The sequence below is a fragment of the Colwellia sp. MB3u-55 genome (genome assembly GCF_014076785.1).
Lineage (GTDB): Bacteria > Pseudomonadota > Gammaproteobacteria > Enterobacterales > Alteromonadaceae > Colwellia_A.
Window position 1 is genome coordinate 1 of sequence record NZ_JACGUS010000112.1, and the last position, 22,973, is coordinate 22,973.

The window sequence follows — 22,973 nt, forward strand, 5'->3', positions numbered from 1 at the left end:
AAATAAAATTTCCGTAAATTGTTAAAAAAAGGTAACAACCAAAAACATTCTCACCTGAAATAGTTTATCTTACAAGATGAATACGAAGGATACTGTATTATAACAATTGAGTATAGGGTGATGATAAAAATGCTATAAATTGGTATACTTAAAGCAGCTATTACTTTTTATTGGTTTTGTTAAGTAAAAACCAAATAAATAAAAATCAATTAAAAACGAATAAAAACAATACAATAAGAAAAAAAATATTGTTTATTTATATATTTAATCTAATAACAGTTGAAAAAATCATTATATTTAATATGAAATTTCTCTCTTATAAAAGTGGATAAGAAAGTAACAATTACTTTTTTTGTATCATTATCTTTGCATTAAAATTAAGATATTCGTACTTATAGCCAGATAAATGGCTGCAACAAAAATAAAACAAAAAAGTAACAAAATGTGTGTATAAATAGTATTTGTAACTATATTTGATGACAAAAAATGGCTTTAACATTAAATATTATTAATAGGTATAAACTGAAAAATGAATTGATCTAATTAATGAGTGCTTTAATTGTTAGTTTAGATAAACGGGCATTTTGCATCACTTGCTGGGGTAGGTAAGTTATTATTGCTTTCGCTATTTAGGTGTTCAAAAATCCAGAAGTTATAGACACTCATTCGCTAATTATTGACTAGGAATATGATTTAGCTTAGCATCCGCCAGATTCCGTTTGTAAATTGAAGAATGCAGTAAAAATGAAAAACATTTGGCTTGGCTTTTTAATAGTACTATCGATTGCCTTGCAATCGTTTGTTGCTGTGGCTAATTCAGACAATAATCATCAGCTTGACGCTCAACATTTACAAACTGAACATTCTCATGAAGTTGACAATCAAGCGCGACTTAATGCAAGCTCTGATACTGAACATAACGTCAAAGACTGTCATCATTGTGGGCACTGTCAAGGTTCACACAGCCAATGGTTTTTAACAAAAAAATCAACTTCGACTGTCACTAAGCTATTAATTCCCAATCAATATTTTTATCTTATCGATATCAATATCAACTTTATAGAACAACTTATACGCCCCCCAATCGCTTAATTTAATTTTATAACAATTTTTCGCAACAAGTTTACTTAACACTAAATATTGAATTTAGTGTTGTTGCAACGTTTACCTTTAAATTAAGAGATAACAATGATCAACACCAATAAAAAACCAAAGCCACTAAAGCTACTGAATGTTTTATTTTATGGTTTAACCACCTTAACTATTCCTGCTCTTGCTGTCGAAATCACCGAAGACACGCACAAAGCAGGGGTTAGCTTTACCACAGCACAATTAACACTCGCAAATATTAAAGTATCGATGCTAACACCCAAGATTTTCGCACGACGTGTTTATGCCCCAGGAGAAATAAAAGCGAATGGTTACATCAGTTATATCGTCTCACCACGCACAGAGTCAGTGGTCATAAGTCGTCATGCGACCTTAGGTGAACATGTTGAAAAAGACCAACCATTAGTCACGTTATTTAGTGAATCTGTTGCTGCAGCACAAGCTAATTATCGGGTAACGTATACTGAATGGCAACGGGCAAAAAAATTAACTAAGGGTACCTTAAGCGAGAGCCTTTTACTAAAAAGTGAGACTGATTACATCGCCGCTTTTAGCCGTTTGACCGCATTTGGGCTAACAAAAAACGCTATTGAAGATATTGTTAAAAACAATTCATCAACCCTAGGTGAATATACCTTAGTAGCGCAGCGCGGAGGAGCGGTATTAAGTGATGATTTTTCACAAGGACAGCGAGTCACCCCCGGTGAAAAAATTATGATTTTGGCTAACGAAGAAAGCTTATGGGTAGAGGCGCGTGTTTCACCCAACAAAAAACTAAACTTACCCGCGGGGACAAGGGCTGAAATAGAGTTTGCTGGCCAAACTTATCATGCCTTGGTTATTCAAGAAGCCCATACAATCGACCCAACAACCCGTACGAGAATTGTTAGGTTGTCTGTCGAAAATAAAGATGATTCATTACACTCAGGGATGTTTGTAGATGTTAATTTTCAATTTGACACGCAAACTGCCGTAATCGCAGTACCCGAAACAGCGTTAATGCGCGGGGCTGATGGCGACTGGACTGTCTTTGTTGAAGACCATCCGGGTGAATTTGTGGCTGTAGAAGTTGAATTAGGCCAGCCTTTAGGCAATTACCGTCAAATCATCGGTATTGCCGCCAACACAAGAGTGGTTACCCAAGGTGCCTTTTTTGTGGCTTCAGAAATAGCGAAAAGTGGATTTGATCCACACAGCCACTAAAGAGGAATAACACGATGTTAAATAAAATGATTGATTGGTCGGTAGATAATCGGCTACTGGTGGTTATTGCACTCATCACCACCATGGCAGCCGCTATTATTGCCATTCCAAATTTGAATCTAGATGCATTTCCTGATGTCACTAATGTTCAAGTAGCGATAAATACCGAAGCACCTGGCTTAGCCGCTGAAGAAGTAGAGCAACTCATCACCTACCCAATTGAAGCGGTGATGTATGCTTTGCCTGATGTCGAACAAGTACGGTCAATATCAAAAACGGGGCTATCTGGCGTTACGGTGGTTTTCAAAGAAGGCACTGATATATATTTTGCTCGTCAATTAGTATTTGAGCGGCTACAAGCGGCAAAAGTACTAATCCCTCAAGGCATTGGTTCACCTGCAATGGGACCTAATACCTCAGGTTTAGGTCAGGTCTTTCAGTACTTACTTATTGCTGACAAAGAGGCGGGTTATAACTCAATGACTTTAAGAAGTTTAAATGATTGGCTAGTGAAATTATTGGTTGTGCCGGTTGATGGTGTAACTGATGTTTTATCTTTTGGCGGTAGTGTTCGCCAATATCAAGTCAACATTGAACCCAGTAAATTGCTTTCTTATCAGTTAAGCCAAGATGACATAGTTACCGCGCTTGAAAACAACAATGCCAATGTAGGTGGTTGGTATATGAACAGAGGACAAGAGCAATTAGTTATACGAGGCACAGGTTGGTTTAATAGTGGTGAAGCGGGATTAGCCGACATTAAACAGGTGCCAGTGAAAACGGTGTCTGGCACGGTAGTCACTATCGCAGATCTCGCCAAAGTAACTTTGGGGAGTGAAATTCGCCAAGGCGCGGCGACCATGACACGCAGAAACAAAAATGGCGAAGTTGAACGCTTGGGTGAAGTCGTTTCAGGTATCGTATTAAAGCGTATTGGCGCAAATACCAAAGCCACCATTGACGGAATTAACACTCGAATACCCATGATTAATCAAGCCCTACCCAAAGGTGTGCGCTTTGAGCCTTTCTATGACCAAGCCGATTTAATTACCCAAGCGGTTAATACTGTTGTTGAAGCACTTGCCTTAGCTTTTATATTTATTGCGGTGATACTCGCCTTATTTTTAATGAATTTAACCGCAACATTGTTGGTGTTAATTTCGATTCCTATCTCGGTCGCTATTGCGCTAATGGTGACTTCTTGGCTAGGGTTGTCAGCTAATTTAATGTCATTAGGCGGGATTGCGGTCGCAATAGGTATGTTAGTTGATGGTTCGGTGGTGATGGTTGAAAACATCTTTAAACATTTACACTACTCTAGCGATCCCAACCATAAAAATAGCCAGCAACAAGATATTTCACGACAGCTAAAGGCAGCAGGAAAAGAAGTTGCTCGCCCGGTATTTTTTGCCTCAGCTATTATTTTGGTGGTCTTTACGCCGCTATTTAGTTTTGAAGGGGTCGAAGCTAAACTTTTTCAACCTATGGCTATTAGCATTATTTTAGCCGTAATATCTGCCACCCTAGTGGCACTTTTTGTAGTGCCGGCATTAGCAACGTTTATGTTTAACAAAGGCGTAAAAGAAAGGGAAAGTTTTATATTAACGCCTTTAGATAAACTCTATCGAACAAGTCTTAAAGCCGCGATGAAACGCCCTAAGGTTGTGGTGTTTACCTGCATATCATTACTGGTTGCAGCTATATCATTGGTCCCCCAAATAGGCACAGAGTTTGTACCCGAACTTGAAGAAGGCACCATTAACTTAAGGGTCACTTTAGCCCCATCATCGAGTTTGGAAACAGCGTTAGCAGTAGCGCCTATTCTTGAAGAAAAGTTAATGGCGTTTCCTGAGGTAACCTACGCACTTAGTCGCATTGGCCGGGCTGAAATCGGTGGCGATCCTGAGCCCGTTAATAACATTGAAATATACCTAGGATTAGAGCCAGTATCACAATGGCGTAGCGCTAAAAGTCGCATCGAGTTGCAAGCGTTAATGGCAGAGGACCTTGAACAATTTCCTGGCTTACTGCTTAATTTTTCACAGCCAATTGCGACCCGTGTTGATGAATTACTGTCTGGGGTCAAAGCACAACTGGCTATTAAATTATTCGGTCCAGAGTTGTCGGTACTCGCCAGTAAAGGCGAAGAAATTGCAGCGGCGATAAAAGAGGTGAAAGGCGCGCGCGATGTCGCATTAGAGCAAATAGCAGGAGAAGCACAATTAGTCATAGAGCCCAAAAGACAGCAACTGTCTCGTTTTGGTTTGTCGGTTGGCGATGTTATGGATGTCATTAAAGATGGCATTGGCGGGGTGAGTGCTGGGCAGATAATTAACGGTAACGAGCGCTATGATATTTATGTCAGATTGGAAGAAAAGTATCGCAACAGTCCTGAAGCCATTGCAGACCTTCGCTTACAATCGCCAACAGGTGCTTGGGTCCGTTTAGGAGATATCGCCACCATCACCTTTGAGTCAGGCCCACCACAGGTACGTAGAGATAATGTTCAACGCCGAGTCGTTATTCAAGCAAATGTACAAGATAGAGATATGGGCAGTGTTGTTGCTGATATTCGTGAAATTATTGCCAGCACAGTAGACTTACCGACAGGTTATTCTGTGGTTATTGGTGGTCAATTTGAGAATCAACAACGTGCGCAACAGAGGCTATTACTGGTGGTGCCACTCTCATTGGCATTAATTGCTTTGCTACTTTATTTTGCTTTTGGCTCGTTGGGTCAAGCGATGTTAATTTTGGTTAATGTCCCCTTAGCGATTATTGGCGGTGTATTCTCACTTTATCTTAGCGAACAATATTTATCTGTACCTAGCTCTATTGGTTTTATTACGTTGTTTGGTGTTGCTGTGCTCAATGGCGTTGTTATGGTTGAGCGGATAAACCAGCATATTAGAGAAGGCTTATCAACGTCACAAGCAGTTTTCGACGGTGCTACATCGCGACTACGTCCAGTATTAATGACCGCGATGACTTCCGCATTGGGGCTGATGCCGATGATGATGTCTAATGGCGTGGGTGCAGAAATACAACGCCCCCTCGCGAGTGTTATTGTTGGCGGATTAGTCACCGCAACTTTTTTAACCTTATTTGTCTTACCTGTTTTATATAATTTCTTCTCTGCGGCGAAAATTAAACAACGGATAAAAGATTAATGTTATAAAACCCCTGAACAAAAATTGTTGAGGGGTTTTATTTAAATTAACAGCCAATATACTTAATCAATAAGACTATAAATTACCAGTTATAAAACCAAGAATCACCTACGTTTACTGATCAAATTTGTAGTCACTATTATTGATCAAATAATGTTTAAATTCTTCTAATGGTAAAGCTTTTGAGTAATACCAACCTTGACCAAATTTAATATCCATTTTCAGTAATTCGTCTACTTGTAATCTATTTTCAATACCTTCGGCAATAATACTCGCCCCTAACTTATCCGCTATTGAAACAATATTTGGTATTAGAGTTGATCTAATGGAGCCTGTCTCAACTTCATCAATAAATGACTTATCAACCTTTAAAGTATCAATATCTAACAGCTTTAATTGAGATAAATTAGAGTAACCGGTGCCAAAATCATCAATAGAAATTTTAATACGACTTTTTGACAGTACTTCTAAGGTATTGCCCACTTTACTATAGTGTAACTCTTCATCTTCTGTGACCTCAAAGCAAACATCAAGATTCGGTGTTATATTGTTAAACAGTTCGACTCCTTTGAGGATATTACCGTTATTGATATCTTTAGGATAAACATTAATAGAAAGATAAAAGGGTTTATTGGTAATCTTAATATCTTTAAAATCGTCGATAGCTTGCAAGATGAGGTCTTCCGTCATCAACCAAGACATATCTAATTCACCCACCACTGAAATAAATTGATCAGGATAAAGAGGACCAATATGGTCTTCAAATCGTGCCAGTAATTCACAGCCAATAACTTTATCCGTTTTTAACTCAACAATAGCCTGATAATGTGGCTTAATACCTTTAAAAGATAAGGCTAATTTTATTCTTCTCTTGGTACTGTAAATGTAACCATAAATCGATTGATAAGCGTGTAAAGTTGCCACACCTGAAATTAAAGAAATAAACATTAAAATTAAAAAAACAGGTCCAAGTTGGAATTCTGAAAAGTTTGGTTGCACGATAGCCACACAGATTAATTCTTTAGGGCCACAAGATTCAAAAGAGTGCGATAGTAATCCTGAGCTAAAATAAGGGTGACTACTGGTTGATTTTTTTTGATATATTCCAGGTGCTCCAAAAAGATGAATAATCTTTTCACCTTTGAGTGCTATCACTTCATAGCTTTTAAATTTTCTGTGTTCAGACAAAATGCCTTGAAATGATGCAACTAAATTATAATTGTCCTTACGAATAATAATGCCTTGTACCGTTCTGTCAAAAGTGATCAGCTTATGGTTAAACCAGAATTCATGTCCGTCCAGCATAAAGTCATAGCTAGATTTATTGATTGGTGCTTTTAAGATGCCAATTCCTGTGGTACAGGTTAATACGCCATTTTCAAGGAAGCCAATGTCCCTAATGTCATTTGATTCAAATTGAGATTTTCGCATTGCTAATAAATTTTCATCTGAGCAATAAGTAAAGTTCTGGTTATTTAATGATTCAATAACATCATATCCATAAACCGTGGCATCCATTAAATCGCTAAGTATATTTTTTCCTTGCTCTAAAAGCTGACTTTTTAAGATGTAGGAATAGCTATAAAATATCACCGTTAAACTAATAATAATCCCACTTAAAAACGCCAAACACTTGTTAATCGAACCCATTTTTTGCATATACGCAGCCCCAACTAAATTTATAACGTAATGATTTTTGATATTTAGTTATAGATCATTTCATATGATAATACTAGCCTTCAGTGATTGGTCATCACTATGATTACCCTCTTCGCAAGTCCATAGGTATTTTTAATCAATTGAGTTTTTTTGGTGGCGAGCACTTCATTAAGATATTTTTATATTAATAAAATATTACTGGTTAGTCGCATAAAATTAAAGTGCTTAAGTGATATTAGTTAACGGTATTGCTAAACAACCCGACAAAATAATGCCTGTTGTGGTGGTGTTCAACTGTGCTAATAACAGAGTTCTACACGTTAGCAATCATGTTAAGTTTAGGATTTGAAGTGAGCTGAAAATCAAGTAATTGCTCGGCTGGTTTTGGTTGGCTAAAATATTATCCTTGCACTAAATCACAATCTAACTCTGCTAGTAAAGCAAGCTGTGGCTGAGTTTCAACACCTTCAGCAACAACAGTCATACCTAAGCTATGGGCCATGACAATAATAGTTTTAACTAACTGACAATCGGCCTTACTTATTGTGATCCCTTGAATAAAACTTTTATCTATTTTAAGCACATCAAAGTCATATTCTCTTAAATAACTTAATGATGAATACCCGGTACCAAAGTCATCCATTGATAGTTTTATACCCAGTTTTTCAACTTCAATCATGTATGCTGCTAAAAATTCAGGTAGAAATAACGTTAACTACTATAGCCCCATTTTAAGTAAAAAATGTTAGAAAAGTCTGAAATTCGCAATTCCTCAACACCAGAGTAACTTGAACCTTGTTATTGCTATAGTAGTGAATTAATTGTGTTGCATCTTAATTTTCATACTTATTAGACTGATCTTCTTAGCGGTATTCTAGAATAAATGATTATTAATATAACCTCTAGCCTCAGCGCCGGTTATGTAACCTGCTAAGCCGGTTTTGTCGCCAAGAACATTCCAGATAATGGTGCTTTTATCGGTTACACCTTCCAATATCACTGTTGAGTTTGCAGAGAAGGTTAGATAGTTGGCGATATTAAAAATCCAAGAACCATCGATACCTTTACCATCAAGCGTTAAGGTTTTACCTATCGCTATGGTTAAATAATTTATTGTGCTGTAAATACCCCCTTCAAGTGTTTCGTCGTTGGTACCAAAAGTGGTTGATACGAGTTCTGTTCCTGTACCCATGTCTTTTATATCTTGTTGCACAGACTTAATAAGCGCTTCCTGATTGTTAATGATGGGCGTCAGCTCAACAACTAGCGCCCAGCCAGTTCACTTATTCAGCCATTCACCTCTGATATTGTTACTATTCATTTATCAAAGATAATACAGTGCTGAGCTAACTCACTAAAGTCATCAAAGCTAGCACTGTATTTACAAAGAACAGGCGAATATCAGTCGGCTTTTATTTGTTATCATTCGCAGGTAGATGTAACTTTTTTACTGGAATTAAATGTCACAATAAAATATTCTAATCCAGATTTTTCCTTCTCGGTTAAATGTAGGCTAAGTTTGCTTCTGCGCCAAATAATATCTTCAAGATCAACAGCCCATTCTTGTTGAATTAAGTACTCTACCTCGCGTTGATAAAGACCGGCACCAAAATACTCTCCCATGCCTTCTAGTGAGTTAATACCAGCCAAAATTTTATGACTTAACGTACCGTAAGAGCGAACGTAACGATTAATTATTTTATGAGGTAACCAGCTATATTGCTGTTCCAAGCTGGTTTGTAAATTGTGTTGATTGTCAAAATCGCCCCCTGGTAAAGCCGTATGTGCTGTTATACATTTATCCGCATCAGGGAAATGATTAATAATCCCATTAACTGCAGCTTCAGATAATTTACGATAAGTGGTAATTTTACCACCAAATACCGATAACAAAGGCGCTTTGCCATAAGGTGCATCTACTTCGAAAGTATAATCACGGGTTACCGCTGCAGGCGAATCTGATTCATCATCGAGTAAGGGTCTAACACCTGAATAAGTCGCAATGATATCTTTGTTTGATATTTGGTGTTTAAAATGGCCATTAACTACCGAGATTAAATAGTCAGTTTCTTCTTTTGAAATACAAGCTGTCGCGGGATCGCCGATATGCTCTATATCCGTTGTTCCAATCAAAGAAAAGTCATCTTCATAAGGAATAACAAAGACAATACGTTTATCTTCATTCTGTAAAATATAAGCCTGCGACTCGTTATGAATACGCGGCACTATAATGTGGCTGCCTTTAATTAAACGAATTTTTTTAGGTGATGGCTTTTTTAATGCTTCATCGAAAATACTTGTTACCCATGGACCGGCAGCATTTACTAACGCTTTAGTTTTAACAAGCTGTTTTTCCCCAGTGATATTATCATTGAGTGTTACTTCCCAAATATCACCAACTCTTTTTGCATCTGAGCAACGAGTACGCGTCATAATATTCGCGCCTTTATCTCTAGCGGCAATGGCATTGAGAACCACCATCCGAGCATCATCAACCCATGCATCAGAGTATTCAAATCCCTTAGTGATTGTATCTACAACGGGACTATTTTTATCAAATTTAATTCCCTTTGAGCCCTTTAGTGTTGCTCGTTTAGCTAAGTTATCATACATAAACAAGCCAATTCTTATCATCCAAGAAGGGCGTAGATGACTACGATGAGGTAAACGAAAACGTAAAGGCCATATGATATGGGGCGCATTTTTTAATAAGATCTCACGTTCAGCAAGCCCTTCTCGAACTAAGCGAAACTCATAGTACTCGAGATAACGTAGACCGCCATGAATAAGTTTACTGCTATTTGATGATGTTGAGGAGGCAAGATCATTCATTTCACAAAGTAAAACATTTAACCCTCTACCTGTTGCATCGGCAGCAATGCCTGTACCGTTGATCCCCCCACCAATAACGAGTAAATCATAAATAACGCTTTGATCTTTCATATTGTTCCTTAGTTGCGACCAGAGGAAATTACTTTAACCCTCACTATTTTGTCGCTTGCCTTTACTTAACGTTGATATTATTGGTGAACAATACAACCAATGTGAAAACAAAGCAATAAAAACGAACATAAACGAACATAAATTTATACTTTTATTGATAATTAAAGAATTGTTGATTAGAAAAAATTTATTTAGCAAGTAGGGTTTAAACTAAACCTTAAGATAAGGCGCTATATATTGCTAACAGTTAGTGCTAATAAATAATGATTATAAATTAAACTAAATGTAAAGTGACGTTATGATCTGAAAGGATTTTCTGTATTTCATCAGGAGGAGGAGCATCGGTAAAAAAGTGATCTGCTTGATTAATATTACCTAAGCGTACCATAGCGTTACGACCAAATTTTGAGTGGTCGGCCGCTAAAATCACTTGCCGTGAATTGGCAATAATAGCTTGAGCTACTCTAACTTCTCGGTAATCAAAATCTAAAAGTGAACCTTCGATATCAATACCACTGATGCCAATAATACCAAAGTCCATACGGAAATTTTTAATGAAGTCTTCTGTTGTTTCACCTATGACGCCGCCATCTCTATGGCGAACTTCGCCACCAGCAATAACAACAGAGAAATCTTCCTTGGCACCCAGTATAGAAGCAACATTTAAGTTATTCGTCACAATTTGAAGACCTTTATGGCCCAATAAGGCACGCGCAATGGTTTCTGTGGTTGTACCGATATTGATAAAAAGCGATGCTCCATTGGGGATCATGCGCACTAACTCAGCAGCAATTTTTTCCTTGGCCTGAAGATCCATAATTTTTCGTGTTTGATAATCAGTATTGACAGTACTTGACTCAATGCCGGCACCACCATGATGACGTGAAATTTTTTGTACTTTAGCTAATTGATTAAGATCTCGGCGAACCGTTTGTGGTGTCACTTTAAAGTGTTCAACAAGTTCATCAATGCTGACAAAACCGCTTTTTTTAATCATCTCTAAAATTAACGCTTGTCGTTGCTGTTGTGTCATTAAACTTATACTTTATGAATTAGATGTTGCTATTTTGCCACCTGCATCAACATAAGCAAACAAATTAACGAATAATATTTTTTATAATCGTTTAGTCGTCATATAGAAAGCACAAAATGAACATAAGTGAACTTTAATGAAAATTTAACAACGCATTTTAATTCTTCAGCACTGACGTCTATTTAGAAGCGCCCCTTGGTAGAAATAACATTATTTATTATGTTTTATTTAGATAACAAAAATTTTTTAAGTAGCGTTAATAGCGAATATTGTCAAAACAAACCTGTGATGAAGACATTACACCGTGGCAAACAGTACATCAGATAGTGTGTTATTAATATTCACCCACAAGAACAGAATAAAAATCACTTACCATTTCAAACATTACCCATGCTTTAATACCAGCAGTTATAGAGAAGCTTCTACTATCGTTGTTGTTACCATTAAAACATTATAGGTATCGAAAGAGTCATAGTAGATATAGACTATATCGCGTGACCTAGGGCTGGGTTATATAATTCTTTTGAGGGGTTAGAAGATATGCAGCAAAGAGAAAGGCATTTCGACCCCAATGAGATAAAACAACTCATGATAATTTATATGGCAGCTGGAAAATTCCGTACACTCATACAAAGTAAGTAAAAAGCATTATCGAAATAAAAACCTATCAGCAGAATCAGTAAGATAGGTTACTGTATCCGAATATACACTAAAACAAAAAAAGCCTGAATAACGAATTATTCAGGCTTTTTTTATGCGTATTGCTAAAGCAAAACGGGCTTAAAAAGAGATTATCTTTTTGCCAATTTTTCTTTAATACGTGCTTTACGGCCAGATAGCTCGCGCAAGTAGTAAAGTTTAGCTTGACGTACATCACCGCGACGTTTGACTTCAATAGAGTCAACAATAGGGCTATGTGTCTGGAATACACGTTCTACACCAACACCGTTCGAGATTTTACGAACAGTGAATGCAGAATTGATGCCACGGCTTTTTATTGCAATAACTACACCTTCAAATGCTTGAAGACGTGATTTATCACCTTCTGTAACTTTTACTTGTACAACAACAGTGTCGCCTGGTGCGAATGCTGGTAAATCTGTTTTCATCTGCTCTTTTTCGAGCATATCAATAATGTTACTCATAATACCTTCTTCCTAGGGTTCACAGGCATCAACAAAATCATTTATTATCTTCTTTAATAGAAGCTAGCATTTTCTTTTGTTCTGCTGTCAGAGCTAGGTTAGTTAATAGTTCTGGTCTTCTGGTCCATGTTCTTTCTAGTGACTTAAACATACGCCATTGCTTTATGTGTTCGTGATTACCACTTAATAGCACTTTAGGTACCGACATAGCTTCTATTGAAGTGTCGAGTACTTCTGGCCTTGTGTAATGAGGACAATCTAATAAACCCTCTGAGAAAGAATCTTGCTCAGCTGACTGATTATGTCCTAAAACACCGGGCACAAAACGTGCTATAGCATCAATCATGTTCATTGCGGGGAGTTCTCCACCACTCAAAACATAATCACCAACTGACCATTCTTCGTCGATTTCCGACTCAATTAATCGTTCGTCTATGCCTTCATAACGCCCTGCTATAAATAGCAGCTTATTATGTTGTGCTAATTCGCGTACACCAGCTTGGTCGAGTTTACGTCCCTGCGGCGACAAATATATAACCTTAACTTGTTCTTTATCAGAACTACTATTATCAACTATCGCAGAATCTGCAGCGAAATTCGCAGCAGCTTTTGCAGCTTTAATAGCATCACGTAGCGGTTGCACCATCATTAACATGCCCGGACCACCGCCATAAGGACGGTCATCAACGGTTCTATGTTTATCGTGCGTAAAGTCTCTTGGATTCCACTTATGAAATTCAATCAACCCGTTACGGATCGCTCGGCCTGTCACCCCATACTCTGTAATGGCGTCAAACATTTCAGGAAAAAGGCTTATCACCCCATACCATCGTTTGTTTGTTGAAACACTATTACTCAAGTTAGAAACCTGGGTCCCAGTCAACACAAATTTGTTTATTTTCAGCACTAATTGATTTTACAACTTGTTCAAAAAGATACGGAATTAAACGCTCTTTTTGACCAAAGCCGTCATTACGATTAGCTTTAACAACCAGTACATCGTTAGCGCCAGTTTCTAAAATTTCAGAAACATGACCAAGGTCGTAACCTTTGTCAGTAACAACAGACATGCCGATCAAATCGCGCCAATAAAACTCCCCGTCGGGCAATTCTGCTAGTGCGCTTTCGTTGACAAATATTTCTGATCCGACAAGCTTTTGGGCTATATCACGATCATCAATACCAGCAACATGAACAACGAGTCCGTTATTATGTTTGCGCCAATCAGATATATCGACTGATTGTATTTTATTCCCTAATTTTAGAGACCAAGGAAAATAGTCTAATATAGCTTCGGTTTCATCAGTGAACGAATGAATTTTCAACCAACCTTTGATACCGTAAACTGCGCCTACTTTACCTAAGATGACTTCTTTATTTATTTCTTCCACAACAACTCCTAAACCTACTAAATTAATTAAGCTGCTACTTGAGCGTCTTTAACTAACTTAGCCACACGATCAGATAAACCAGCACCTTGACCAACCCAATGGTTGATACGGTCTAGATCTAAGCGTAATTTCTCAGCTTGACCTTCTGCTGTTGGGTTAAAAAAGCCAACTTTCTCGATGAAACGACCATCGCGAGAGTTACGGCTATCTGCAACAACAACCTGATAGAATGGACGCTTTTTGGCGCCGCCACGAGCTAAACGAATGGTTACCATATCGCCCTCTATTATTTAAAGTGTTAAAACGAATTTTCCAGACATTTCCTGACACCCTAGGTGACAGAAAAGCTCGCGTATTTTACGCTTCCTAGGATAAATAGCAAGTATAAAGATCGTCCAGTGCTAATGATAAACCTGAAACGACTAAAGACTAAAAGCAAAAAAGGTAGCGAACGCTACCTTTTGAAATTAAATATTGTTTATCTTAACGACCGAACATTCCGCCACCTGGGCCACCACCTGCACCGCCTGGGGGCATCATGCCTTTCATTGAACGCATCATTTTCTGCATGCCACCTTTACCTGACATTTTTTTCATCATTTTCTGCATTTGCATAAATTGTTTTAATAAACGATTCACATCTTGGATTTGAGTACCTGAACCTGCAGCAATTCTACGTTTTCTAGAACCTTTAATAATATCAGGACGCTCACGTTCACCTTTAGTCATAGAGCTAATAATAGCTTCCATTCGTAAGGTTAATTTATCATCCATTTGATCTTTAATTTTATCTGACATACTGCCCATACCAGGCAATTTGTCCATCATGCTAGTCATGCCACCCATGTTTTTCATTTGCACAAGTTGCTCACGAAAATCTTCTAAATCAAAACTTTTACCACTTTTAAATTTTTTGGCTAATTGCTCAGCTTTCTTCTTATCAACCTTTTGTTCAACTTCTTCGATTAAAGAAAGTACATCGCCCATGCCTAAAATACGTGAGGCAATACGGTCAGGATGGAAAGGTTCTAATGCTTCAATTTTTTCGCCAACACCCATAAACTTAATCGGCTTGCCGGTAATATGGCGAATAGAAAGCGCAGCACCGCCTCGAGCGTCACCGTCAGTTTTAGTCAGTATGATACCAGTTAACGGTAAAGCGTCGCCAAAGGCTTTCGCTGTGTTAGCCGCATCTTGTCCCGTCATTGCATCAACGGTGAATAATGTTTCTATTGGATTAATAGCCGCGTGTAGGTCTTGAATCTCAGTCATCATGTCTTTATCGACATGTAAACGACCCGCAGTATCAACAATTAATACATCAAATAAAAACTTTTTAGCATGCTCAATAGCTGCATTAGCAATATCGATTGGTTTTTGCGAAATATCACTTGGGAAAAATTCAATATTAATTTCGTTTGCTAATGTTTCTAGCTGTTTAATAGCAGCCGGACGATAAACATCGACACTGACGACTAATACCTTCTTCTTTTCACGCTCTGTTAAGTATTTTGATAACTTTGCCACAGAGGTTGTTTTACCCGCCCCTTGCAAACCAGCCATTAATACAATAGCTGGTGGAGCCGCTTTTAAATTAAGGGTCTCGTTGACTTCACCCATAGCATGTTCAAGTTCTTTTTGAACAATTTTTACGAAGACTTGTCCTGGAGTAAGACTTTTAGAGACATCTTGACCAACCGCGCTCTCTTTTACTTTAGCGATAAAATCACGAATAACCGGTAAGGCAACATCCGCTTCAAGAAGTGCCATACGCACTTCACGTAATGTTTCTTTAATGTTGTCTTCTGTTAATCGGCCACGGCCACTGATATTTTTTAACGTTTTAGTTAAACGATCGGAAAGATTCTCAAACATGTATGACTCTATATTGTGCTGAATATAAAAATTATTGCATATTATACCCGCCAATAAAATAAGCGAAAGGATTAATAGCAAATCCTCTCAGTTTCTTCATCCTCATTAGGGTTAGATTTATCAAATAGCTGCAAGAGTAAATAACAGCAGATCAGATAAATAAATCGTGGTTATTTGATAACGACTAATGCACCTTAATATAAGTATGGTAAGCTGTAGGTTGGTTTAACTTTTATATAATTAATATAGTGACTGTCTTGGAATATTTATCTGAATTACTGACAAACTTTTTAGCCCTAAGCGCTGAAGCAAGTCCTTGGTTATTATTAGGTTTACTCATCGCTGGTTTAATGAAGTCTTGGGTACCCACTAAAATTTTAAGTCAACATTTAGGCGAAGGGAAACTCGCTATTGTTAAAGCCGCACTCATTGGCGCACCTTTACCTTTATGCTCATGTGGTGTTATCCCTGTTGCAACAGAATTGCGTCGCAGTGGCGCTTCCGCTTCTGCAACCTCATCCTTCTTAGTTGCGACCCCAGAAACAGGCGTTGACTCTGTTTCTGTTTCATATGCTTTATTAGGGCCAGTGTTTGCTATTTATCGGCCAATAACTGCGATATTTTCTGCTATTATTACTGGTTTATTGGTTTCAACGATAAAAAAAGAAGATATTACTCTGCCCAAATCAGCAGCAGAAGATGCACCTAGTTGTTGTCCAAGTAAGAAAAAAGTAGTTACTGAACCTGTACTTGCGACAGAAAATGTAAAATCTTCATGTTGTGCCAGTGAAAAAACATCTGAACCACCAAAAAAATCAGCAAGTTTTATCAGTAAAACCACCTCAGGTATTCATTACGCGGCAACGCAATTGATTGACGATATCATTATTTGGTTATTAGTCGGTTTAGTTTTTGCCACGTTAATAAAAACATTTTTACCCGCCTCTTTTTTACTTAGCTACGGAAGTGGTTTAGGCGCAATGTTAGTGATGATTGTTATATCAATCCCTATGTATATTTGTGCCACTGCATCAACCCCTGTCGCCGCGGGCTTTATTTTAGCCGGTATATCTCCTGGCACAGCGTTGGTCTTTATGATGGCTGGCCCTGCAACCAATATCTCAACATTGGGCGTCATTAAAAATGAAATGGGCAGCAGTGTTTTAATCCGGTACTTATTAGGTATTTCGTTATGTGCAATTGGCTTTGGCTTATTACTTGATTGGGGCTTGGTATTTTTTGATATGAATATTACCCAACAAATGCAACATAGCCATGAATTACTGCCCTTTTGGTTTGGTTTAACTTGCGCAGGTTTAATTGCCTTTTTATCAATAAAACCTTTAAGAAAATTAGTTTTATAGTTTTAATATAGGGTGTATTACCCGCATTCTGATAGAATCGTTTGCAGGTATAAATACCTAACTTTTAAGTTCTTGTGTGGGAGCACGTTGTGAGTTTTTCGGATATTTGTTCTTTAATTGCATTTTTTGCTTATACTGTAGCAACTTCTGCAATGTTATTACGTTTATTTCATCCTAAAGGGCCTAATTTAGTTTTCGTATTATTTTTTGGCTGTTTAGCTATGGTGCTTCACACCTTAAGTAATGCACAGTTTTTAGTTGCTCAAGCAGATATTAACTTTGCATTACCTAACGTTATTTCTTTAGTCAGTTTAATTATTTGTTTATCAGTCTCTGCATTTGCCTTGCGCTTTAAAGTGAATCTACTCTTACCGGTTATTTATGGTTTTGCGGGTATTTGGCAATTTTTGATGGTCTTCATACCGAGTGTAGAACAAGCCCCGTTAATTAATCATCAATTAAGTGTAATAAGCCATGTGACGCTTGCACTGCTCTCTTATTGTACGCTGGTCATTGCAACACTTTATGCGTTTCAAGTGGCTTATATCCATTTAAAATTAAAAACAAAAAATTTGGTGGCGGTCAGTCATTTACCGCCATTGATGCAAGTTGAAGGTCAGCTTTTTATTATATTAAGTATTGGCACGAGTTTTTTATTACTCAGCCAAGTGATTGGCTTCTTATTTTTAGATGGGATGATCTCACACGAAAACTTACATAAAACGATATTGTCTGTATTAGCCCTGTTGGTCTATTCAACGATACTCTGGGGTCATTACAATAGGGGGTGGCGTGGACATCGAGTATTAATATTAATGGTTACCGGTAGTGCTTTATTAACATTGGCATATTTCGGTAGTCGATTTGTTAAAGAATTTATTTTACTGTAAATTATCGAAACAATGGTCATTAAATAAGTATATAACGTACTTAATGACTATCTATAACACAACATAGGGTTCCTTTTTTGGACAACATATCAACGGAAATGCTCTTTGCCATTCTTGGCATTCTAATTATTCTATCAGCCTATTTTTCAGGATCTGAAACTGGCATTATGTCGCTTAACCGCTATCGACTTCGCCATTTAGAGAAACAAAATCATCAAGGTGCTAAACGCGTCAGTAAATTATTAGAGCGTCCAGACCGTTTAATTGGTTTAATACTCATTGGCAATAATCTTGTTAATATTGCGGCCTCTGCGATAGCCACTATTATCGGCTTACGTTTGTTTGGTGACATGGGGGTTTTAGTTGCAACCATTGCATTAACACTTGTTGTACTTATATTTTCTGAAGTAACCCCAAAAACATTAGCGGCGTTATACCCTGAAAAAATCGCTTTTCCAAGCTCAATTGTTTTATCTTTTTTATTGAAGCTGTTGTTCCCATTCGTTGTTGCTGTAAATTGGATCACTAACGGTTTATTGCTATTAATCGGCGTAAGTTCTGAACAACGTGTTCACCACAGTTTAAGCTCAGAAGAACTTAGAACCGTTGTTAATGACTCTGGGGCTATGCTACCCGAGCGCGATCAAAATATGTTGGTCGGTATTCTTGATCTAGAGAAAGTGACCGTTGAAGATATTATGATCCCACGTAATGAGTTAGTGGGCATTGATATCAATGATGACTGGAAAAAGATTCAAAAACAACTGGCACAATCAAACCATACCCGTGTGTTATTGTATCGAGACAATATGGATGATGTTGTCGGTTATATTCATCTACGTGATGCATTGAAACTCTTATTCAAAAATCAATTTACTAAAACCACCTTAATCAGAGCAATAAAAGAATTATATTTTATTCCCGAAGGCACCACCCTGAATGTGCAACTATTAAAGTTTCAGCATGCCAAAGAACGATTAGGCTTAGTCGTCGATGAATATGGTGACATTCAAGGCTTAGTAACCCTAGAAGATATTTTGGAAGAAGTCGTTGGTGACTTTACAACAACGATGACGCCGACGACAAGTGAAGAGGTTAATGCACAACCTGATGGTAGTTATTTAGTCGATGGAAGTGCTACGGTGAGGGATATTAATAAAGAAATGACATGGAATTTCCCTACCGATGGCCCTAAAACATTAAACGGCTTAATTATCGAATATTTAGAAGATATACCAGAAGCTAATTTAAGTGTACGTATAGCAGGTTACCCTTTAGAAATTGTTGATGTCTCAGATAATATGATCAAAACAGTTAGGATCCTTCCTGAACTTTATCTCGATAATGATAAAGAAAAGTAGCAAGTTTGGTTACACCACAGATATAACACAAGGCCTTAAATCATCATTTTAAGGCCTTTTTTTATGAAATCCTTATCATAGTAAAAATTACTTTTAGATGCTCTTATTTCTTCTTTTGTGGATAATAGCAGCAAGCCACAAAGTTATTCACAGAGTTATTCACACCACTTGATCTAATAATGATTTTTCCACAATTTCTGTGGATAACAAAACGCAGCCCAATAAGAGCCAGCCCTCAAATAATGCAATGCCTTTCTTTAATATTTATGAAGTTTTTTTTACAATAATTTTTATGATAAGAAACGTAAGCCATTGCGAGCATTTTTACTGCAAAGAGATTATATAAGTACTATTTATGCTACATGTTATCACTACTTATGTTATGTAACTCGGTGAACAATCATCGGCTTTAATTTAGCCCTAAAACTAAAAAGCATGACCTTTTTATAAAAGACCATGCTCACAAAGCTAATTACAGTTATATCGACAAATAAACTTTATGCAAAAAATAATCGCCATAACCAACCATGATTTAAATCTGCTTCACAGCTTTTTAATTGGCTACTGTAGCGCCGTGCTCGGTTATCGACTTTGCGGGCGACCTTTGCCAGCCAAGGCTTCTGTTTATAAGAGCGACGCTTAAAGCCTCCCCAACCTTCGTGATAATTTAAATATTGGTTGTAAGCATCCCATTTAGAGACCTTATTAATTTTCTGTGTTTTAAATATAAACCAACCCATAAAATCAATAGCGTCGTCAAAGTCATCACGGTCGGCGCCAGAATTGTCTGTTTCTTTAATATAATCATCCCAAGTCATCGTTTTTGCTTGAGAGTAACCGTAAGCAGTACTTACCCGACCCCAAGGGATAAAACCCAGTAAATAGTCTCTAGGAGGCAAAGCATCGGCTCTAAATGAACTTTCTTGGAACATCATACTCATGGGCACATGGATAGGCACCCCCCAACGCTCACGCACTTCTTTGGCAGCAAAATACCAATCACGGTGTTCACGAAAAATTTCACAGATATTTTCAGGATTTTTTGGCGGTGATGTAGCACAACTTGAGAGGAGTATGATGCTGAACAATGAAATAAGAAAAGGTTTAATAAACGACATAACATCAGTACGTTATTGGATTGGATATTGTTATCATGCCAGAAAGACGACCTTATACCAACTAGATAATAGTGAGAGTAATGTTGTAAAAAATATTTTCATTTTAAATGAAACATTATTGAACTAAAACTAGAACTGCCACTCTTACTTAGCAGTGTTTATGTTTCTCCTTTAGTAGTTATGTTTTTATTGCGCATTCTTTTTTAAGTAATGCGTTTTTTTTTGCCTAAATACCAGTAAACTTTTATCAGCACTTTATCTGCATTTTATATGTAATAAGCGACTTAATCACCAACGACTCTGCCGATAAAACAATGAATAAAAATAGCTAAATTAATTGAACTAAAACCACAACTAACACTCTTACTTTATAAGTGTATATGTTTCCCTTAGTTGTTATGTTTTTATTGCGCATTCTTTTTTAAGTAATGCGTTTTTTTTGCCTAAATTCCAGTAAACTTTTATCAGCACTTTATAAGCAACAACCGATTTAATCACCAACGACTCTGCCGATAAAACAACGAATAAAAATAACTAAATAAATGGAACTAAAACCACAACGACCACTCTTACTTTATAAGTGTTTATGTTTCCCTTAGTAGTTATGAGTAGTTATGTTTTTATTGCGCATTCTTTTTTAAGTAATGCGTTTTTTTTGCCTAAATTCCAGCAAACTTTTATCAGCACTTTATCTGCATTTCATCTGTAATAAGCGATTTAATCACCAACGACTCTGCCAATAAAACAATGAATAAAAATAGCTAAATAAATGGAACTAAAACCACAACTAACACTCTTAGTTTATAAGTGTTTATGTTTCCCTTAGTAGTTATGAGTTGTTATGTTTTTATTGCGCATTCTTTTTTAAGTAATGCGTTTTTTTTGCCTATTATTTAGCAAAATGAAATGAATAAAGTCAACACGACAAAGAAGTGGGGGCTTACAAGAGCAGTTATACATGAACAAGAGTTTTACTGTCAGGAGTGAAAGATGAAATAGCACGTAAACTAACGCGCTATTTTGACGAGTAATTATTAAAGACTATTTACCAAAATAGTCAGCTAAAAAAGTATCAAAATCTACTTGGTCAGCGTTTTCAATATCCATTTGTCCTTGATGTGACTTTGTTGCCGCGTCAATAAAATACTGCTCATTAAACACCTGATAATCTGCCGCTAGTAACTGTTGACGATAGTCTTGTGCTTTTTGTAAAGCGATGCCTGTTAAGCTTTGATTTTGATTTACCACACAATCGAGTAATTGAGCGGAAGGTGTTAAATTAGGATCAAGCAATTTTTGTTGTTCATTGGCCACCGCTTGACTATATTTTTCACTGCCATAAGCACTATCTAATAAGATTGCGACTTTCTGCATTTGTTGGAAGATTTCACTCCCCCAGGCTTTCACTGATTTATCACAACCATTATCATTGAGTAGTAAAAGTGGATCTCTACCTCGAACAACAACCTCGTCCATATTGGCATCGCAGCTTTCTTGTTGTTGATAAGTAAATAGAGGACTCTCAGCTAAAGCACAATAGGTAATAAAAACATCAAGGAAATAAACTTGCTCAATGCTGATCCCCGTATCAGAGAATGGATTAACATCAAGGGCGCGTACTTCAATGTATTCAACCCCTCTATTTCTTAATGCTTCTGAAGGTTTCTCTCCAGATTTAGCAACTTGCTTAGGCCGAATAGGCGCATAAAGTTCATTCTCAATCTGTAAAATATTACTGTTAAGTTGCTGGTATTTTCCGTTAACCTTTAAACCGAAGGCAGCAAATTTTTCTGAAGGTAGATTAATCGCATTTTGTACACCATCTAAATAACCATTTAAATCGTTATAACAAATTTTCAACGATGCTTGCTCGCTGTTGGTGTAACCTAAATCACTCATTCTCAACGATGTAGCGTACTCAAGGTACATATAACCACTCGCTGACTTTTTGAAAGGTAGCGTGGTGGTTTTATTTTTCAAAAATGAACCACAAATAGTTGGCGAGCTACCGTAAAGATAAGGTATCAACCAGCAATATCGTTTGTAGTTACGTAATAATGAAAAATACTTTTCTGATATAAAATCATTTATTGGTGCCTTATTTTCTGAAATTTTTTGCATACTTTGCCAAAAACCTTGAGAAAATGAGAAATTAAAATGAATACCAGAAATAACCTGCATCATACTACCGTAGCGATTCTTTAGTCCTTGACGATAGGCTGTTTTCATTTGACCTACGTTTGATGAACCATACTTTGCTAGCGGTATGGCATCATCATTGTCAACAAAACATGGCATACTCATTGGCCACAGCAGTTCGCCATCAATTTTACTTAAGGTATATTTTTGAATATCTTGTAATTGCGCGATAGTTGTTTTGGGATCAAAACTCACCGGTGTAATAAACTCTAATAACGTTTCTGCGTAGTCCGTAGTGATATTAGGATGTGTTAACGCAGCGCCTAAGCTTTTATGGTGGGGGGCTAATGACAAACGTCCTTCAGGTAAAACGCGTAAACCTTCTCGTTCTATGCCTCGCCCAATGCCTGTTAAGGAAGATAAATGTTCATCTTGGCTAAATGCCATTACATAGTCATCAAAAGAAAGTTTCAAAAATAATCCCTAATACATTAAGCGTAGCTGCTATTGACTATTTGAGGGTAATAATTAACTTTTCAATACTTTATCGTATTAAAAATCAATCTTAGGTG

Annotated in this window: 17 protein-coding genes and 1 pseudogene; 6 read left to right on the forward strand and 12 right to left on the reverse strand. The window is 37.1% G+C overall.

The genetic code is table 11. The features are described 5' to 3' along the window. Positions 1-744: 744 nt before the first annotated feature. From H4J66_RS09320 to H4J66_RS09330, 3 genes are all read left to right on the forward strand, one after another. A complete protein-coding gene (locus H4J66_RS09320) occupies positions 745-1,092 on the forward strand; it encodes a DUF2946 domain-containing protein (protein WP_182173584.1) in 348 nt (115 codons plus the stop codon). Positions 1,093-1,188: 96 nt separating this feature from the next. Then, the gene (locus H4J66_RS09325; RefSeq protein WP_182173587.1) at positions 1,189-2,313 is read left to right on the forward strand and encodes an efflux RND transporter periplasmic adaptor subunit; all 1,125 of its coding nucleotides are present in this window, start codon (positions 1,189-1,191) and stop codon (positions 2,311-2,313) included. A 14-nt stretch (positions 2,314-2,327) separates the two neighbouring features. Further along, positions 2,328-5,483 (forward strand): efflux RND transporter permease subunit, encoded by a 3,156-nt coding sequence (locus tag H4J66_RS09330; RefSeq protein WP_182173590.1) that lies wholly within the window; start codon positions 2,328-2,330, stop codon positions 5,481-5,483. A gap of 114 nt (positions 5,484-5,597) precedes the next feature. Here the strand turns inward: H4J66_RS09330 and H4J66_RS09335 are convergent, their stop codons facing one another. The 10 genes and pseudogenes from H4J66_RS09335 to ffh all read right to left on the reverse strand — a co-directional run bounded on the left by H4J66_RS09335 (position 5,598) and on the right by ffh (position 15,529). Beyond that, entirely contained in the window at positions 5,598-7,142 is a 1,545-nt protein-coding gene (locus tag H4J66_RS09335) for an EAL domain-containing protein (protein ID WP_182173592.1), read from the reverse strand. 400 nt (positions 7,143-7,542) lie between these two features. Beyond that, a pseudogene (locus H4J66_RS09340) lies at positions 7,543-7,815 on the reverse strand (EAL domain-containing protein); the annotation flags it as partial. Positions 7,816-8,016: 201 nt separating this feature from the next. Beyond that, entirely contained in the window at positions 8,017-8,355 is a 339-nt protein-coding gene (locus H4J66_RS09345; protein ID WP_310650646.1) for an ice-binding family protein, read from the reverse strand. A gap of 209 nt (positions 8,356-8,564) precedes the next feature. Continuing rightward, a complete protein-coding gene (gene glpD / locus H4J66_RS09350) occupies positions 8,565-10,085 on the reverse strand; it encodes a glycerol-3-phosphate dehydrogenase (RefSeq protein ID WP_182173597.1) in 1,521 nt (506 codons plus the stop codon). Positions 10,086-10,359: 274 nt separating this feature from the next. After that, positions 10,360-11,118: a DeoR/GlpR family transcriptional regulator gene (locus H4J66_RS09355; protein ID WP_182173600.1), complete on the reverse strand. Its 759-nt coding sequence runs from the start codon at positions 11,116-11,118 to the stop codon at positions 10,360-10,362. Between the two features lie 791 nt (positions 11,119-11,909). Then, positions 11,910-12,263, reverse strand: a complete 354-nt coding sequence (rplS, locus tag H4J66_RS09360) for a 50S ribosomal protein L19 (protein ID WP_070375882.1) — start codon at positions 12,261-12,263, stop codon at positions 11,910-11,912. A 37-nt stretch (positions 12,264-12,300) separates the two neighbouring features. Then, complete coding sequence (trmD, locus tag H4J66_RS09365) at positions 12,301-13,122, reverse strand: tRNA (guanosine(37)-N1)-methyltransferase TrmD (protein WP_259368491.1); 822 nt, start codon at positions 13,120-13,122, stop codon at positions 12,301-12,303. A 1-nt stretch (position 13,123) separates the two neighbouring features. Beyond that, on the reverse strand, positions 13,124-13,654 hold the full coding sequence (gene rimM / locus H4J66_RS09370; protein WP_070375881.1) for a ribosome maturation factor RimM: 531 nt from the start codon (positions 13,652-13,654) through the stop codon (positions 13,124-13,126). 26 nt (positions 13,655-13,680) lie between these two features. Next, entirely contained in the window at positions 13,681-13,929 is a 249-nt protein-coding gene (gene rpsP / locus H4J66_RS09375) for a 30S ribosomal protein S16 (RefSeq protein WP_070375880.1), read from the reverse strand. A 208-nt stretch (positions 13,930-14,137) separates the two neighbouring features. Continuing rightward, positions 14,138-15,529: a signal recognition particle protein gene (gene ffh / locus H4J66_RS09380; protein ID WP_182173603.1), complete on the reverse strand. Its 1,392-nt coding sequence runs from the start codon at positions 15,527-15,529 to the stop codon at positions 14,138-14,140. Between the two features lie 257 nt (positions 15,530-15,786). Between ffh and H4J66_RS09385 the strand changes: the two genes are divergently transcribed. The 3 genes from H4J66_RS09385 to H4J66_RS09395 all read left to right on the forward strand — a co-directional run bounded on the left by H4J66_RS09385 (position 15,787) and on the right by H4J66_RS09395 (position 19,144). Continuing rightward, the gene (locus H4J66_RS09385; RefSeq protein WP_182173606.1) at positions 15,787-16,893 is read left to right on the forward strand and encodes an SO_0444 family Cu/Zn efflux transporter; all 1,107 of its coding nucleotides are present in this window, start codon (positions 15,787-15,789) and stop codon (positions 16,891-16,893) included. A gap of 89 nt (positions 16,894-16,982) precedes the next feature. Continuing rightward, complete coding sequence (locus H4J66_RS09390) at positions 16,983-17,783, forward strand: cytochrome c biogenesis protein CcsA (RefSeq protein WP_182173609.1); 801 nt, start codon at positions 16,983-16,985, stop codon at positions 17,781-17,783. Positions 17,784-17,860: 77 nt separating this feature from the next. Continuing rightward, positions 17,861-19,144, forward strand: a complete 1,284-nt coding sequence (locus H4J66_RS09395) for an HlyC/CorC family transporter (protein ID WP_182173612.1) — start codon at positions 17,861-17,863, stop codon at positions 19,142-19,144. A gap of 497 nt (positions 19,145-19,641) precedes the next feature. Here H4J66_RS09395 and H4J66_RS09400 read toward each other — a convergent pair whose 3' ends face one another. Together H4J66_RS09400 and gshA are read right to left on the reverse strand one after the other, a co-directional pair. Next, positions 19,642-20,262 carry a hypothetical protein gene (locus H4J66_RS09400; protein WP_182173615.1) on the reverse strand — a complete coding sequence of 207 codons (621 nt, stop codon included), beginning with the start codon at positions 20,260-20,262 and terminating at the stop codon, positions 19,642-19,644. Positions 20,263-21,303: 1,041 nt separating this feature from the next. Beyond that, positions 21,304-22,875 (reverse strand): glutamate--cysteine ligase, encoded by a 1,572-nt coding sequence (gene gshA, locus H4J66_RS09405; protein WP_310650647.1) that lies wholly within the window; start codon positions 22,873-22,875, stop codon positions 21,304-21,306. Positions 22,876-22,973 lie beyond the last annotated feature (98 nt).